General features: G+C 74.0%; 13 protein-coding genes. 5 read left to right on the top strand and 8 right to left on the bottom strand.

The genetic code is table 11. The features are described 5' to 3' along the window. Window positions 1–74: 74 nt before the first annotated feature. From CLV34_RS10295 to CLV34_RS10285, 3 genes are all read right to left on the bottom strand, one after another. Window positions 75–1,703 (bottom strand): RNA polymerase sigma factor, encoded by a 1,629-nt coding sequence (locus CLV34_RS10295; RefSeq protein WP_245859169.1) that lies wholly within the window; start codon window positions 1,701–1,703, stop codon window positions 75–77. Between the two features lie 195 nt (window positions 1,704–1,898). Further along, window positions 1,899–2,279 (bottom strand): universal stress protein, encoded by a 381-nt coding sequence (locus CLV34_RS10290; protein WP_100350184.1) that lies wholly within the window; start codon window positions 2,277–2,279, stop codon window positions 1,899–1,901. 32 nt (window positions 2,280–2,311) lie between these two features. Further along, on the bottom strand, window positions 2,312–3,433 hold the full coding sequence (locus tag CLV34_RS10285) for a DUF4192 domain-containing protein (RefSeq protein WP_100350183.1): 1,122 nt from the start codon (window positions 3,431–3,433) through the stop codon (window positions 2,312–2,314). A gap of 155 nt (window positions 3,434–3,588) precedes the next feature. Between CLV34_RS10285 and CLV34_RS10280 the strand changes: the two genes are divergently transcribed. Together CLV34_RS10280 and CLV34_RS10275 are read left to right on the top strand one after the other, a co-directional pair. Then, a complete protein-coding gene (locus CLV34_RS10280) occupies window positions 3,589–4,251 on the top strand; it encodes a hypothetical protein (RefSeq protein ID WP_157803788.1) in 663 nt (220 codons plus the stop codon). A gap of 48 nt (window positions 4,252–4,299) precedes the next feature. Next, the gene (locus CLV34_RS10275; protein WP_100350181.1) at window positions 4,300–5,406 is read left to right on the top strand and encodes a polyprenyl synthetase family protein; all 1,107 of its coding nucleotides are present in this window, start codon (window positions 4,300–4,302) and stop codon (window positions 5,404–5,406) included. 27 nt (window positions 5,407–5,433) lie between these two features. On the opposite strand, the gene CLV34_RS10270 is transcribed toward CLV34_RS10275, so the two are convergent. After that, window positions 5,434–5,832 carry an Rv2175c family DNA-binding protein gene (locus tag CLV34_RS10270; RefSeq protein WP_100350180.1) on the bottom strand — a complete coding sequence of 133 codons (399 nt, stop codon included), beginning with the start codon at window positions 5,830–5,832 and terminating at the stop codon, window positions 5,434–5,436. A gap of 68 nt (window positions 5,833–5,900) precedes the next feature. Here CLV34_RS10270 and pknB point away from each other — a divergent pair, with 68 nt between their 5' ends. Beyond that, window positions 5,901–7,976, top strand: coding sequence for a Stk1 family PASTA domain-containing Ser/Thr kinase (gene pknB / locus CLV34_RS10265; protein ID WP_100350179.1), 2,076 nt, complete (start codon window positions 5,901–5,903; stop codon window positions 7,974–7,976). A 27-nt stretch (window positions 7,977–8,003) separates the two neighbouring features. On the opposite strand, the gene CLV34_RS10260 is transcribed toward pknB, so the two are convergent. The 3 genes from CLV34_RS10260 to CLV34_RS10250 all read right to left on the bottom strand — a co-directional run bounded on the left by CLV34_RS10260 (window position 8,004) and on the right by CLV34_RS10250 (window position 11,467). After that, the gene (locus tag CLV34_RS10260) at window positions 8,004–9,359 is read right to left on the bottom strand and encodes a class II 3-deoxy-7-phosphoheptulonate synthase (RefSeq protein ID WP_100350178.1); all 1,356 of its coding nucleotides are present in this window, start codon (window positions 9,357–9,359) and stop codon (window positions 8,004–8,006) included. Continuing rightward, a complete protein-coding gene (locus CLV34_RS10255) occupies window positions 9,356–10,573 on the bottom strand; it encodes a pyrophosphate--fructose-6-phosphate 1-phosphotransferase (RefSeq protein WP_100350177.1) in 1,218 nt (405 codons plus the stop codon). The genes CLV34_RS10260 and CLV34_RS10255 overlap by 4 nt, the downstream gene beginning before the upstream one ends. 87 nt (window positions 10,574–10,660) lie before the next feature. Further along, on the bottom strand, window positions 10,661–11,467 hold the full coding sequence (locus CLV34_RS10250; protein WP_100350176.1) for a lysophospholipid acyltransferase family protein: 807 nt from the start codon (window positions 11,465–11,467) through the stop codon (window positions 10,661–10,663). A 62-nt stretch (window positions 11,468–11,529) separates the two neighbouring features. On the opposite strand from CLV34_RS10250, the gene CLV34_RS10245 reads away from it, so the two are divergent. Beyond that, window positions 11,530–12,033, top strand: a complete 504-nt coding sequence (locus CLV34_RS10245; RefSeq protein ID WP_100350175.1) for a hypothetical protein — start codon at window positions 11,530–11,532, stop codon at window positions 12,031–12,033. A gap of 42 nt (window positions 12,034–12,075) precedes the next feature. Here the strand turns inward: CLV34_RS10245 and CLV34_RS10240 are convergent, their stop codons facing one another. Next, the gene (locus CLV34_RS10240) at window positions 12,076–13,023 is read right to left on the bottom strand and encodes an ROK family glucokinase (RefSeq protein ID WP_100350174.1); all 948 of its coding nucleotides are present in this window, start codon (window positions 13,021–13,023) and stop codon (window positions 12,076–12,078) included. Between the two features lie 182 nt (window positions 13,024–13,205). Here CLV34_RS10240 and CLV34_RS10235 point away from each other — a divergent pair, with 182 nt between their 5' ends. Further along, the gene (locus tag CLV34_RS10235; protein ID WP_425436225.1) at window positions 13,206–15,023 is read left to right on the top strand and encodes an AMP-dependent synthetase/ligase; all 1,818 of its coding nucleotides are present in this window, start codon (window positions 13,206–13,208) and stop codon (window positions 15,021–15,023) included. Window positions 15,024–15,064 lie beyond the last annotated feature (41 nt).

The raw sequence follows: 15,064 nt of genomic DNA, 5'->3' as shown, positions 1-15,064 counted from the left end.
GCCCCGGGCACGAGACAGGGGCCCGGACGCCGTCGTACGGCGTCCGGGCCCCTGGGTCTGCTGGTGCGGGCGGCTCAGTCCAGGTAGTCGCGCAGGACCTGCGAGCGGCTCGGGTGACGCAGCTTCGACATCGTCTTCGACTCGATCTGACGGATGCGCTCACGCGTCACGCCGTAGACCTTGCCGATCTCGTCGAGCGTCTTCGGCTGGCCGTCCTGCAGGCCGAACCGCATCGACACGACGCCTGCCTCGCGCTCGGAGAGCGTGTCGAGCACGCCGTGGAGCTGCTCCTGCAGGAGCGTGAAGCTCACCGCGTCCGCCGGCACGACCGCCTCGGAGTCCTCGATGAGGTCACCGAACTCGCTGTCGCCGTCCTCGCCGAGCGGGGTGTGCAGCGAGATGGGCTCACGGCCGTACTTCTGGACCTCGACGACCTTCTCGGGCGTCATGTCGAGCTCCTTGGCCAGCTCCTCCGGGGTGGGCTCGCGGCCCAGGTCCTGGAGCATCTGGCGCTGCACGCGGGCGAGCTTGTTGATGACCTCGACCATGTGCACCGGGATGCGGATGGTGCGCGCCTGGTCGGCCATCGCGCGGGTGATCGCCTGGCGGATCCACCACGTCGCGTACGTCGAGAACTTGTAGCCCTTGGTGTAGTCGAACTTCTCGACGGCGCGGATCAGACCGAGGTTGCCCTCCTGGATGAGGTCCAGGAACAGCATGCCGCGGCCCGTGTAGCGCTTGGCGAGCGAGACGACGAGACGCAGGTTCGCCTCGAGGAGGTGGTTCTTCGCACGCTTGCCGTCGGCGGAGATCCACTGCAGCTCGCGCACCAGGGTGCGCGTCGTGGCGTCCGCCTTGGTGCGGTCGTAGCTCGGGTACTCCTTGGCGAGCTTCTCCTCGGCGAACAGGCCGGCCTCGATGCGCTTCGCGAGCTCGACCTCCTGCTCCGCGTTGAGGAGCGCGACCTTGCCGATCTGCTTGAGGTAGTCCTTGACCGGGTCGGCCGTCGCACCGGCGGTCACGACCTGCTGGGCCGGGGCGTCGTCGTCGTCCGCGTCGGAGTAGACGAAGCCGCTGTCACCCGACTCGTCGTCCGAGTCGGACGTGGCCGCAGCGGGCTTCTCGGCGCCCTCCGCGTCGGTCGACTCGGTCGACTCGTCGACCTCGAGGTCGCTCACGTCGATGTTCTCGTCGTCCGCGTCGGCGTCCTTCGCCGCCTTGGCAGCCTTCGCCTTCGCCGCCGCCGTCGTCTTCGCGGCGGTGGTCTTGGTCGCAGCCGCCTTGGTCGCAGCGGCCCTGGTGCCCGCGGCCTTCGCGGTCGAGGCAGCGCGCGTCCGGGCGGGCTTCGCGGGTGCGGCCTCGTCGTCAGCGGGCTCGGCGTCGGCGGCAGCCGAGGCCGTGGCGGTGGTCTTGGGCGCAGCCGCCGTCTTGCGCGGGGCGCGGGCACGCGTCGTCGCACCGGACGTGCTGCTCGTCGCAGCCGCGACCTTCGCCGCGCCCAGCTCGACCTCCACGCCCGCACCGGCCAGGGCGCGCATCACGGCACGCAGCCGCTTCGGGTCGGAGATCCCGGCCTCGTCGCACGCCACCCGGACGCTCTGGGCGTCGACCTTGCCGAGCGACGTTCCACGCTGCAGCAGGTCGCGCAGGGCAGGGTTCTCGAACTCGCGCGGGAGGGTGTTGTCAGAAGTCACGGGCGCCACGAACGACCTTTCGACAGGGGGGCGGTTTGCGAGGTCATGGGTCGGGGGTGCCGACGGCTCCCCCCTATTGTACCGACCAGGACGCCCCGGACGGCCGCGTCGGCGCGCCGTCGGCGGCATCCCGACAGGCGTGTCGGGGACGTCAGTTCACAACCCCGCCGGTCGCGGGCTTATTCCTGCCGGGGCCGGACGGGCTCAGCGGACGACGGACCCGTCCGGCTTGACCGCCAGCACGGGGCACGGCGAGTCGAGCAGGACGCGTTGCGCGCCCGCGCCGAGGATCAGCTTGCCGACGGGGCTGCGGCGGCGCAGGCCGATCACGACCCGTTCCGCGCCGCGGCTCGCCGCGACGTCGACGATCGTCGACGCCAGGTCGTCGCCGACGTCCGCGGGTACCACGTCCAGGGCCACCGCGTCCCGCTCGGCCGCGGACCGTACCGCCGCGAGCGCCGCCTCGTCCTGCGCGGACGGGCACACCAGCACCAGAGCGGAACCGCGGCGCGCCGCCTCCGCGGTCGCGGCCGCCACCGCGGCCTGCCCCTCAGCCGTCTCGAACAGCCCCACGACGATCGTCATGCTCCTCCTTCGCGTCCGCCCGCGGTCCGACGCTACCGGAGCAGCGCGTGCTCCGCGCGGACCCACCCCGGCGGCATGCCGGCGTCCAGCATCTGCGAGAGGAGCACGGCGAGCCGGTGACCGCCGTCGACCGCGAGCGCCGCGTCGACGCGGGCGCGCGCCAGCCCCCCGTCGCCCGTCCACCAGGCCAGGAAGCCGAGGAGCGTCAGGACGGGGGCCCGGCGCGTCCCGGCGGCGTGGGCGGCGAGCGTCGTGAGGAGCCTGCGCACGGGCTCGACGAGGTCGGCCTCCGGCGCCTCGCCGCGGGGACCGATGATGCGGGCGAGGGCGTCGACGGTGGCGGGCTCGCAGCCGACGAGCCCCGGTCCGTCGGCGGCCGCGAGCCGTTCGGGGTGGTCGCCCGCGTCGGGCACCAGGCAGAGCAGCGCAGCGTCGCGCACCGTCGAGTCCTCCAGTGCGGCGAGCACGCGACCCGCCGCCGGCGCGGGGACGTCCGCACCCGTGACGACGAGGTCGAGCGCGGCGCGCCATGCCGCGAGCCCGGCCGACCGGGCGTCGGCCGTGAGCGGGGGCCGTCCGTGCGTCGTGCTCCAGCGGCCGGCCGCCCGGCGGGCGGACCGGCGGGCGGGCTCGTCCGCGACGGGCAGCGCGTACGCGTGGTCGCGCGACGCGGCGACCGAGACGCCGGCGAGGACGAGCTCGGCCGCGACGGGGCTCGCGTCGAGCTCGGCGAGCGGGTGACCGCCGGGCGGGCAGCACGTCGGGTCGTCACAGTCCGGGTTCGACCAGCCGGTCGCCGTGACCGCCCACCGGGCCGTCACCGGTGCGGTGACGGCCAGCTCGTCGTCGAGCACGTCGAGGGCCTCCCGCACCCGGTCGTCGACCCGGTCGGCGTAGGCGACCACGACGATCCGTTCGGCGCCGTCCCGCGCGAGGTGGTGCGCGACGGTCCGGGCGAGCGGCCGGCCGCGGCGCACGTCGAGCAGGTCGGCGAGGTCGACCCGCACCACGAGGCCCACCCGCGACCGGGGCGGGCGCAACGAGACGACCACGGCGCTGTCGCGCGGCCGGAAGCCGAGCCGGTAGGGGACGTACGCGAGCAGGTCGCGCGGGTCGCGGACGGAGACGGTCAGCGTGTCGTCGTGGGGTTCCATGCAGCGATCGCAGCACCCAGGGACGTCCCCCTGCGGCGGCGGCTACCACCTGTGGACGGCCCGGCGCGGCGGCGTCGGGCTTCACGCCCGCTGCCACGGTCGGCGACCGGACGACGGATGGGGGCGTCGACCCGCCGACCCGTTACGGTGACCCGATGACCACCCCGAGCAGCGCCCCGCCGACCCGCCGGTCCCGGCGGGTCCACGAGCGCCGTGGACGACGCGGACGGCGCGTCGTCCGGGCGATGCTCGTCGTGGGACTCGGGCTCGTGGTCAGCGGGCTCGCGTGGAAGGTCGGGTCGTTGTCGGACCCCGGCCCGACCGCACCGAGCGCCGCCGCCTCCGGGTCGGCGCTGCCCTCGTACGCCGCCGGGTCCACGGCGGGAGCGCTGACCACCGCGTACCCGGCCGAGCTCGTCCCCGAGCTCGCCGGTGCGCAGGTGCTGTCGAGCTCCGCCGAACCGGTCGAGAACGGCGCCTACCTCCAGGTGTCGCTGAGCCTGCGGACGTCGGCGTCGACGAGGTCGGCCCTCGCGGCGTGCACCCGCACGCTCGAGGCGCACGGCTTCACGCGCGTGTCGGACCGGGTGGGCGGCGCGGACGCGGGCGCGACGTTCCGGCGCACGACGTCGACGACGGCGACGGGCGAGGTCGGCGACGTGCAGCTCGCGGACTTCCTCGTGGTGGCGGTGGTGGACGAGACGTCGGACCGCCTCGTGACGATCAGCGGACAGGTCCCGGCGCCCCGGGACGCGACGACGAAGAAGGCGTCGGCGACACGTTCCGCGAGCCCGTCCACGACCTCCACGGACGGGTGAGGAACCACCTGGCAGGGGCCCCGACCACCGCTCGGTAGAGTGACGCCCATGCCCGGATCCCCCGCCCTCGTCGACCGTGACGCCGTCCGAGCGGGCGTCGACCGGATCCTCGCGCAGGTCGTCGAGACGGAGCGCGGCCGGCTGGCCGACCTGGGCACCGACGCGATCGTCCTCGCGGACTCCCTCGCCGCCATGCTGTCGGGCGGCAAGCGCATGCGCGCAGCCCTGTGCTACTGGTCGTGGCGCGCGCACGGCGGCGAGCCCGAGGGTGCCGGTCGCGCCCGTGCCCTGCAGGTGGGTGCCGCCCTGGAGCTCTTCCAGGCGGCCGCGCTGTTCCACGACGACGTCATGGACGACTCCGACACCCGTCGCGGCCTGCCCAGCGCGCACGTGGTGCACGCCGCCGCACACCGGTCCGCCGGCTGGTCCGGCGACGCGGACCGTTACGGGACGTCTGCCGCGATCCTGCTCGGCGACCTCGCGCTCGTCCTCGCCGGCGCGGTCTTCGCCGACGCGTGCGACACGCTCCCGGTGGACGCCCGTCGCGCGGCCCGAGACCTGTTCGACGAGATGCAGCGCGTCGTCACGACGGGACAGTTCCTCGACGTGCACGCGCAGGCCGTGGCGTGGGGCGACGACCCGGCGCTCGACGAGGACCGGGCCCGCGGCGTCCTGCGTGCCAAGTCGGCCTGCTACTCGGTCGTCCACCCGCTCCAGCTCGGCGCCGCGCTCGCGGGCGCCCCGGCGGACCAGGTCGAGGCGCTGGGCGCGGTGAGCCTCGGTCTCGGTGAGGCGTTCCAGCTCCGTGACGACCTGCTCGGCGTCTTCGGCGACGCGAGCCGCACCGGCAAGCCGTCGGGAGACGACCTGCGCGAGGGCAAGCGGACCGTGCTCGTCGCGCGGGCGCTCGCGGCCGGCTCCCCCGCCGACGGCGCGACGGTCCGCGGCGCCCTCGGGCGGCGCGACCTCACGGACGACGACGTGGACACGGTCCGCGGCGCCCTCGTGCGCACCGGGGCGGTCGCGTCGGTCGAGGCGCTGATCACGGAGCTCGGCGACGCGGCCACCGCGGGCCTCGCGGCGCTCCCCCTCGTGGAGCCCGGGCGCGGCGTCGTGCTCGAGCTCGCGCGCCTGCTCGTGGAGCGCGACGCCTGACGTCTCCCGCAGGAAGACGGCTCGCCGTCAGGCCAGGCTCTGCGCAATCCGCCGGACTGCGGCCCGCTGGCCCCCGCGCAGCGCGTCCACGGGGCGCACGCCCAGCGCCGGCTCGACCGTGAACAACCATTCGAGGATCTCGTCGTCCGGGAGCCCGGCGTCGTCGAGCAGGACGACCGTCCCGTGCAGCGCCGGGATCACCTCCCACGGCGACCCCTCGAGGAGCAGCAGCTCGGGGATCTGACGGACGCCCCGATCGCCGTGCGGCACCGCGAGCACGCGGCGCTCGCGCACGAGCTGTCGCACCCGCATCACGTCGAGGTCGAGGCGCTCGGCCACCTCGGGCAGGGTCAGCCAGTCGGTGACGAGCCCGTCGAGGGTCGGGCCGGTCGTTGCGCTTGCGTCGGGTGGGGTGGTGTCGCTCACGGCACGAGCCTACGGCGCACGGCCGCGCCATGACACGCGCGACGGCTCGCGGTCCGTACACTTCCACCGTGGCCACCACGATCTCCGACCCGCTCGTCGGCACCCTCGTCGACGGACGCTACGAGGTCGTGTCCCGGATCGCCCGGGGCGGCATGGCGACGGTGTACCTGGCCGTCGACCGTCGGCTGGACCGCAACGTCGCGCTCAAGGTGATGCACGCGCACCTCGCCGAGGGCGTCGAGGGCGCGGAGTTCGTCTCGCGCTTCCGCCGCGAGGCGCGCGCCGCGGCCCGCCTGACCCACCCCGGGCTCGTGGCGGTGCACGACCAGGGCTTCGACGGCGAGGTCTCCTACCTCACGATGGAGTTCGTCCCCGGCACCAACCTGCGCCGCCGGCTGCGCACCGAGCAGACCCTCACGCTCGGCGACACCCTGGCGCTGCTGGAGGAGGTCCTGGAGGCGCTGGCCGCCGCGCACCGCGTCGGCCTCGTCCACCGGGACGTCAAGCCCGAGAACGTCCTCCTCACCGAGGAGGGCCGCGTCAAGCTCACGGACTTCGGGCTCGCCCGTGCCGTCACGGAGGTCACGGCCACGGCGACCGGGACCGTGCTCGGCACGGTCGCGTACCTCAGCCCCGAGGTCATCACGTCCGGCCAGGGCGACACCCGGGCGGACGTCTACGCGGTCGGCGTGCTCGCGTACGAGATGCTCCTGGGTCGCCACCCGCACCGCGGCTCCACCCCCATCCAGGTCGCGTACCAGCACGTGAACGCCGACGCGGAGCCGCCGTCGCGCTCCGTGTGGTGGATGCCGGTCGAGGTCGACGAGCTCGTGTGCGCGCTCCTGGCGCGCGACCCCGACGACCGTCCGCGCGACGCGACCGCCGCGCTGCACCTGGTCCGCCAGACGCGGGCCGCGCTGTCCCCCGCGGACCTCGAGCGCCGCGTCGACCCGCCGGCCGTCGAGACGGGCGCCGGGGCGGCGGACGGTGCGGTGGCGGGCGCCACAGGCACCACCCCGGAGGTCCCCCCGGCCGAGACCGACGACGCGGCGACGACAGTGTTCGCCGCGGGCGTCGTCGCCGGTGCCGCACGCGCCACGGACGCCGCCCTCGACACGCCCCCCGGGGCGGACGGCGCTCCCCTCGACGCGATCCCGACCGCCGCGTTCAGCACCGTGCCGGCCACGACCCGTGCCTACGACGTCCACCGTGACCTCGGCGTGCCGCCCGCACCCACCCCTCCCCGGCGACGCAGGCACCCCGTCCGGTGGACGCTGCTGGTCGTGCTCGTCCTCGCGCTCGCCGTCGGCGGCTGGACCTGGTGGCAGGGCTACGGCCCCGGCGCGTACACGGCCGTGCCCACCAACATCGTCGGCGTGAGCCAGGCGGACGCCGAGGCGGCGCTCACGGCGGTCGGCCTCGAGAGCGCCGTGACCACGGCCTTCGACGACGACGTGCCGCGCGGCGACGTCGTGTCCGTGGACCCCGGCGAGGGTGAGAAGGCGCACAAGGACGGGCCGGTCGACCTGACCGTCTCGCGGGGGATCGAGAAGATCACCGTCCCGGACGGCGTGGTCGGCTCCGGCGAGGACAAGGCGGTCTCGGCGCTCGAGCGCGCCGGCTTCGACGTCCCGACACCGACGAGCGCCTACTCCGACACGGTCCCGAAGGGGACGGTCGTCTCGGTGACCCCGAAGGAGGGCAGCACGGTCCCGCACACGACGCACGCCAAGGTCGTCGTCTCGCAGGGACCCGCGCCCGTCGACGTGCCGCAGGTCACCGGCAGCACCGAGGACGTCGCCACCCAGACCCTCGCGGACTTCGGCCTCAAGGTCTCGGCGACCGAGAAGAACGACGACACGATCCCCGCAGGGACCGTCATGTCCCAGAGCCCGACGGACGGCACGGCCGCCCACCGGGGCGACACGGTCGAGATCGTGGTCTCGAAGGGTCCGGAGATGGTGGACGTCCCGGACGTGACGGGCGAGAGCACCAAGGACGCCCGCAAGAAGCTCCAGGACGCCGGGTTCAAGGTCAAGGTGTCCAAGTTCGCCGGCGGGTTCTTCGACCGGGTCCGTTTCCAGTCGCCCGGCGGGAAGTCGCAGGCACCCAAGGGCAGCACGGTCACGCTGACGGTCTTCTGACCCGGCCGTCGACGACGTGCGCGCCGGTCAGACCCGGAGCATCTCCGCGACCTGGAACGCCATCTCGAGCGACTGCTGGTGGTTGAGCCGCGGGTCCACGAGGGTCTCGTAGCGGCGGGCGAGCCCGGCGTCGTCGATCTCTTCCGACCCGCCGAGCACCTCGGTGACGTCGTCGCCGGTGAGCTCGACGTGCAGGCCGCCGGGCACCGTGCCGTGGGCGCGGTGCACCTCGAAGAAGCCCGCGACCTCGTCCAGCACGTCACCGAACCGGCGGGTCTTGTAGCCCGAGTCGGACGTGATGGTGTTGCCGTGCATCGGGTCGGTGACCCACACCACGGGTCGGCCGTCGCGGCGGACGGCCTCGACGAGCGCCGGCAGGGCCTCGCGGACCTTCCCCGCCCCCATGCGCGCCACGAACGTGAGCCGGCCCGCGACGCCGTCGGGGTTGAGGCGGTCCATGAGGCGCAGCGCGTCGTCCGGCGCCGTGGTCGGGCCGAGCTTCACACCGATCGGGTTGGCCACGCGCGAGAGGAACTCGACGTGCGCGCCGTCGAGCTGACGCGTGCGCTCGCCGATCCACAGGAAGTGGCCGGACGTGTCGTACGCGGCGCCGGTGCGCGGGTCGACACGCGAGAGCGCGCGCTCGTAGTCGAGCAGGAGCGCCTCGTGCGCGACGAAGAACTCGACGGTGCGCAGCGCATCGAAGTCCGCGCCGCAGGCGTCCATGAACCGGATGGCGCGGTCGATCTCGGCGGCCGTCGACTCGTAGCGCGCGTAGGCGGGGTTCTGCATGAACCCCTGGTTCCACTCGTGCACCCGGCGCAGGTCGGCGAACCCGCCCTCGGTGAGGGCGCGCACCACGTTGAGGGTCGCGCCCGAGATCCGGTAGGCCTGCACGAGGCGCTGCGGGTCCGGGATGCGCGACGCCTCGGAGAACTCGAAGGCGTTGACCATGTCGCCGCGGTAGGCCGGGAGGGTCACCCCGTCGCGCGTCTCCGTGTCGGAGCTGCGCGGCTTGGCGTACTGGCCCGCCATCCGTCCCATCTTCACGACGGGCATCGAGGCGCCGTACGTGAGCACGACCGCCATCTGGAGGATGGTGCGGACCTTGTTGCGGACCCGCTCGACGCTGGCCTCCGCGAACGACTCGGCGCAGTCGCCGCCCTGGAGCAGGAACGCCTCGCCCCGGGTCACGGCGGCGAGCCGGTCCCGCACGTGGTCTGCGGCCGAAGGCACCACGAGCGGCGCCGCAGCAGCCAGCTCGGCCGTCGCGGCCGCGAGCGCCCCGGCGTCGGGCCAGGTCGGCTGCTGCAACGCGACCCGGTCGCGGTACGAGTCCAGCCCGGTGACGTCCGTCCCGACGCCGGGAGCGCTCACGGTCATGCCGTCGCCGCGACCAGGGGCTGACCGATGCCGGCGAGGAGGTCGCCGAACCACTGCTGCGACACGTCGAACGGCTTGCCGCCCGCGATGCGCGGGAACGCGATCGCGGACAGCCGGTCGCCGTTCTCCTCGTCGTGGCCGATGACGCCCGACTCGCCGCGGAACGCGCAGTCGACCGCGAGGTCCGTCATGGACTTGATGAGACGCAGGTCCTCGGCGTTCGCGGCAGCGGCGCGCGAGTAGTAGCCGGACTTCTGGACCATGACCTTCTCGGCGCCCAACTTGGCGGCGAACTGCTTGGCGAACCACTGGCCGGGGTTCACGGTGTCGAGCTTGACGTGACCGAACGGGTCGCGCTCCACGGTCTCGCCCGCGGCCTCGAGCTGCGCGACGATCTCGTGCATGCCCGCACCCTCGGACAGGAAGATGTTGACGTTGCCGCGCTCGTCCATGATCGTCTTGAGGCGCTCCGCCTCCGCATCGATGTCCAGGGCCAGCTCCGGCAGGAACACCGCGTGCACGTCCCAGCGGTCCTTGCTGAGGCCGATCGACGGCACCCACTCCTGCAGGTCGAGCCACTCGCGGTACTTCTGCGCGGCGGCCGCGGTGAGCCACCCGCAGTGCCGACCCATGACCTCGTGGACGATGAGCATGCGCGGCCCGCTGCGGTGCTCGCCGATGACGTTGGCGGCGAAGTGCGCGGCCTCCTCGGCGGCGGTCCAGGCACCGAGCGACTGACGGATCGGGACCACGTCGTTGTCGATCGTCTTGGGCAGCCCGACGACGGTCAGCTCGTAGCCGTTCTCGTGCAGGTACGCGGCGAGGTCGGCGGCCGTCGTGTTGGTGTCGTCGCCACCGATGGTGTGCAGGACGTCGACGCCGTCGGCCTTGAGCTGCTCCGCGGCGACCTGCAGCGGGTCCTGGCCCTCCTGGACGAGGCCGCGCTTGACGCAGTCGGCGGCGTTCGTGAGCTTGACGCGCGAGTTGCCGATGGGCGAGCCGCCGAAGCGGTGGAGCACGCCGGCCTTCTTGCGGGCCTCGTCGTCGACGACGACCTTCGTGCCCGTGAGCAGACCGTGGTAGCCGTACTGGTAGGCGATGATCTCGACCTCGGGCGCGAGCTCTGTGTACCGCTCGATGAGGCCGCCCACGGCCGAGGACAGGCACGGGGCGAAGCCGCCTGCAGTGAGCAGCGCGACACGACGGACCGACATGCGACCAACCTCTCGTCAGGGCAGCCGACCGCGGGCGCGGCTGCCGGGTGGCGCGGGAAGGGTCCGCGCCGGGGATCGGTCTGCAGTCTACTGACGCGGCGCGACCGCGTCGGGCGCGTCCCGCGGACCGGTCGCGGCGTCGGACGCGACCTCCGGGACGGGTCGTCCACCGGGGGCCGCCGGGGCGTGCACCTGGCCCGCGTCGACCGCGAAGCCCTGGGCGATCCGCGCCTTCGCCGTCGCCGCGTAGATGTCGACGTACTCCTGGCCCGAGAGCTCGAGGATCGCGTAGACGATCTCGTCGGCCACCGACCGCAGGATGAAGCGGTCGTCCTCCATGCCCTGGTACCGCGAGAAGTCCAGGGGCTCGCCGTAGACGACCCCGATCTTGACGGGCCGAGGCACCTTGCGGCCGATCGGCTGCGCCTCGGCCGTCCCGACCATCGCGACGGGGATCACGGGCGCCCCGGTCTCGATCGCGAGCCGGGCGACGCCCGTCTTGCCGCGGTGCAGGCGGCCGTCCGGGCTGCGCGTGCCCTCCGGGTAGATGCCCAGCAGGTCACCGCCGGCGAGGATCTGCTTGCCTGTGAGCAGGGCCGCCTCCGCGGCCCGGCCGCCGCTGCGGTCGACGGGCACGGTTCCGACGCCGCGCATGAAGCCCGCGACGAGCCGGCCCTTGAACCCGGAGCCCGTGAAGTAGTCCGACTTGCCGAGGAACTGGACCTTGCGGCGGATCGTCAGCGGCAGCACGAACGAGTCGATGACGGCCAGGTGGTTGCTCGCGAGGATCGCGGGGCCCTCGGCCGGGACGTGCTCGGCCCCACGCGACCACGGACGAAAGGCGAGCCGCAGGAACGGCCCCACGAGCACGTTCTTGAGCAGCCAGTAGTACACGTCGTCCGCCTTCCGGTGCCGCGGACCCTTCCGCGACGTCCCGACGACTCTAGAGTGGTTCCATGTCCGATCCCAACGGCACGCCGACACCGCGCGACGACGCGCACGACGAGTCCACGTGGACCGATGCCTGGGCCGACGAACGCTGGCACGAGCTCGTCGCCGACCTCCAGGTCGACGGGAGCGTCGACGATGCCGAGGGCCGTCCCGGTCCCGGTGCGCCGTCCGCCGGGTGGGGGACCTTCGACGTCGCGCCGTGGGTCCGCACGCCGGGCCCCCGGGACTGGCCCGCGTCCGACGAGGTCGAGGCGCTCGAAGAGGCGGAGTCGCACTACCAGCCGCCCGAGCCGCCGCCCGTCCTGGGACGCGACCCGCTCAAGAACCTCGCCTGGGGCGCGGTGGCGGGCGTCCCCGCCGTCCTGTTCGTGCTGCTGCTCGTCGTGCGCCCGTTCCCGCGGCTGGTCGGCGCGATCGGTGGCGTGCTGTTCCTCGCCGGCATCGCGGTGCTGGTGTGGCGCATGCCGCACGAACGCCAGGACGACGACGGCCCGGGCGCCGTCGTCTGACGGCACCCGGGCCTGACGAGCGGGTCAGCCCTGACGAGCTGGTCAGTCCTGACGAGCAAGGTCGGCCGCGCCGACGATGCCCGCGTCGTTGCCGAGCGTCGCCCCGACGATCGGCGCCTCCGGCCGGTGCCCGCGCGCCGAGAGCTGCGCCAGGAAGCCGGCGTTCACGGAGGGGAACAGCAGGTCGCCCGCGTCGGCCACGCCACCGCCCACCACGACGATCTCCGGGTCGAGCACCGCCGCCATCGACGCGGCGCCCTCGCCGATCCAGCGGCCCAGCTCCGCGATGAGCGCCCGGGCGAGCTCGTCGCCGGCCTCCGCCGCGGCTGTCACGTCCGGACCGCTCACGGCGTGCGGGTCGCCCCCGGCGCGACGCAGCAGGTCGGCCGCACGGGCGGGGTCGGCCACGGCCGCGGCCCGCGCCTCGCGCACCAGCGCCGAGCCGGACGCGTACTGCTCCCAGCAGCCGTTGTGGCCGCACCCGCACACGTGGCCGTCCGGCACGACGCGCACGTGGCCGACCTCGGCGGCGAAGCCCCAGCGGCCGCGCACGAGCTTGCCGTCCGTGACGACCGCGCCGCCCAGACCCGTGCCGATCGTGAGCATCAGCATGTCGGCGGCGTCACGGCCCGCGCCGAACCGGAACTCGGCCCAGCCCGCGGCGTTCGCGTCGTTCTCGACCACGACGCGCACGTCGGCACCGACGAGCCCGCGCACCGCGTCGCCGATCGCGTGGTCGCGCCACGCGATGTTCGGCGCGAACAGCACCGTGTTGCGATCCGTGCTCACGAAGCCCGCGGCGGCGACGCCGACGGCGCCGACCGCGTACTGCTCCGAGAACTCCTCGTACACCTCGGCGATCGCGCGGTCGATGCTCGCGACGTCGTCCGGGGACGTCGAACGGCGGGTCTTGGCGAGGATGCGTCCCTCCTCGTCCACCACCCCGGCCGCGATCTTGGTGCCACCGATGTCGACGCCGACTGCGTGCATGGTCCGTCCTTACGTGTGCGGTGCGGTCCGGCGAGCGAGCCGGACGCGGGTCGTGTGGGCGACGGGCGGCGACGCGCGCAGCGGTCCCTGCGGGTCGGTCCACGGGGGGGGTCTTCGTGGCCGACGCGCCGTGCGTCGGTAGACTTCCGCGCGCCCCGCTTGCTCTCGACGATGGAGTGCCCGTGCAGGAGTCCGAGACACGACCGCTGGTCGACGTCGACCCGTCGATGAACCTTAACCGGTTCCTCGCCGACCGTGCGGAGCGTGACCCCGACGGTCCGCTGTTCGAGCAGAAGCTCCCCGACGGCACGTGGCAGGCCCTGAGCGCACGCCAGGTCAAGGAGCGGGCGGACGCCGTCGCGAAGGGCCTGGTCGCGCGCGGCCTCGCCCCCGGCGACCGGGTGGGCGTCATGGCGCACACGTCCCTCGAGTGGTCGATCCTCGACTGGGCTTGCTGGGCCGCCGCGCTCGTCCCCGTCCCGCTCTACGAGACGTCGAGCGCGGAGCAGGTCGCCTGGATCCTCTCGGACGCCGGCGTCCGGCTCCTGGTCGTCGAGGACGCCGCCATGGCCGCGACCGCCGACGCGGCCCGCTTCGACGCGCCCGCGCTCGACGACGTCCTCGTGCTCGCCGACGGCGCGCTCGACCAGCTCGTCGCCGACGGCACCGACGTCCCGGGCGACGAGATCCCGGGACGGTCGGCCCTCGCGCGCACGTCGACGCTCGCCACGGTGATCTACACGTCGGGCACGACCGGGCGCCCCAAGGGCGCCGAGCTCACCCACGGCAACTTCGTCGAGCTGTGCCTCAACGCGGCGGCACGCATGCACGAGGTCCTCGGCCCGGGCTCGCGCACCCTGCTCTTCATGCCCATGGCGCACGTGTTCGCCCGGTTCATCGCCGTCGTGGTGCTCCCCGCGGGCGCCGTGCTGGGCCACGCCCCGGGTGCCGGCACGCTCGTCGAGGACCTCGGCACGTTCCGTCCGACGTTCCTGCTCGCCGTGCCGCGCGTGTTCGAGAAGGTCTACAACTCCGCGGAGCAGACAGCGGCCCTCGGCGGGCGCGCCAAGCGCCGCGTCTTCCACTGGGCCGTCGCAACCGGGATCGCGTGGTCGCGCGCGCTCGACACGCCGGGTGGCCCCGGCGTCGTGCTGAAGGCGCGACACGGCGTCGCCGACCGGCTGGTGCTCGGCCGGCTGCGTGCCGTGCTCGGCGGGCAGAACCGGTGGGCGATCTCGGGCGGCGCGCCGCTCGGCGAGCGGCTCAGCCACTTCTACCGCAGCGTCGGCGTGACCGTCCTGGAGGGGTACGGCCTCACCGAGACCACCGCGCCGCTGTCTGTCAACGTGCCCGACCACGTGGTCGTCGGCACGGTGGGACCGCCCCTGCCGGGCACGGCGGTGCGCGTCGACGACGACGGGGAGATCCTCGTCCGGGGCGTGGGCGTGTTCAGCGGGTACCACCAGAACCCGCAGGCCACCGCCGAGGCGTTCGACGACGGCTGGTTCCGCACCGGCGACCTGGGCTCGCTCGACGCGGACGGCCTCCTCCGCATCACGGGCCGCAAGAAGGAGATCATCGTGACCGCGGGCGGCAAGAACGTCGCCCCGGCCGTCCTCGAGGACCGGGTGCGAGCGCACGCGCTCGTGAGCCAGTGCGTGGTGGTCGGCGACGGCCGACCGTTCGTCGGCGCACTCATCACGCTCGACCCCGAGTCCCTGCCCGCGTGGTGCGCCGCGCACGGCCGCCCCGGGCTGACCGTCGAGCAGGCCGCGACCGACCCCGCGGTCCTCGCGTCGCTCCAGGCGGCCGTCGACCGGGCGAACGAGGCGGTCTCACGCGCCGAGTCGATCCGCAAGACCCGCGTGCTGACGACCGACTTCACGATCGAGAACGAGTACCTCACCCCGTCGCTCAAGGTGAAGCGTGCGCTCGTGCTGCGCGACTTCGCGGCCGAGGTGGACGCGCTCTACGGCGACGCGTCGCAGCACGGCCTCTGACCCGGCCGCCGACGCGGCCGCGCGCGGGAGCCGTGTGGGTG

This window comes from Luteimicrobium subarcticum, assembly GCF_002798015.1.
Taxonomy (GTDB): domain Bacteria; phylum Actinomycetota; class Actinomycetes; order Actinomycetales; family Cellulomonadaceae; genus Luteimicrobium; species Luteimicrobium subarcticum.
Note: the sequence above shows the minus strand (reverse complement) of the source record. Positions and strands in the feature narration are given on the sequence as shown.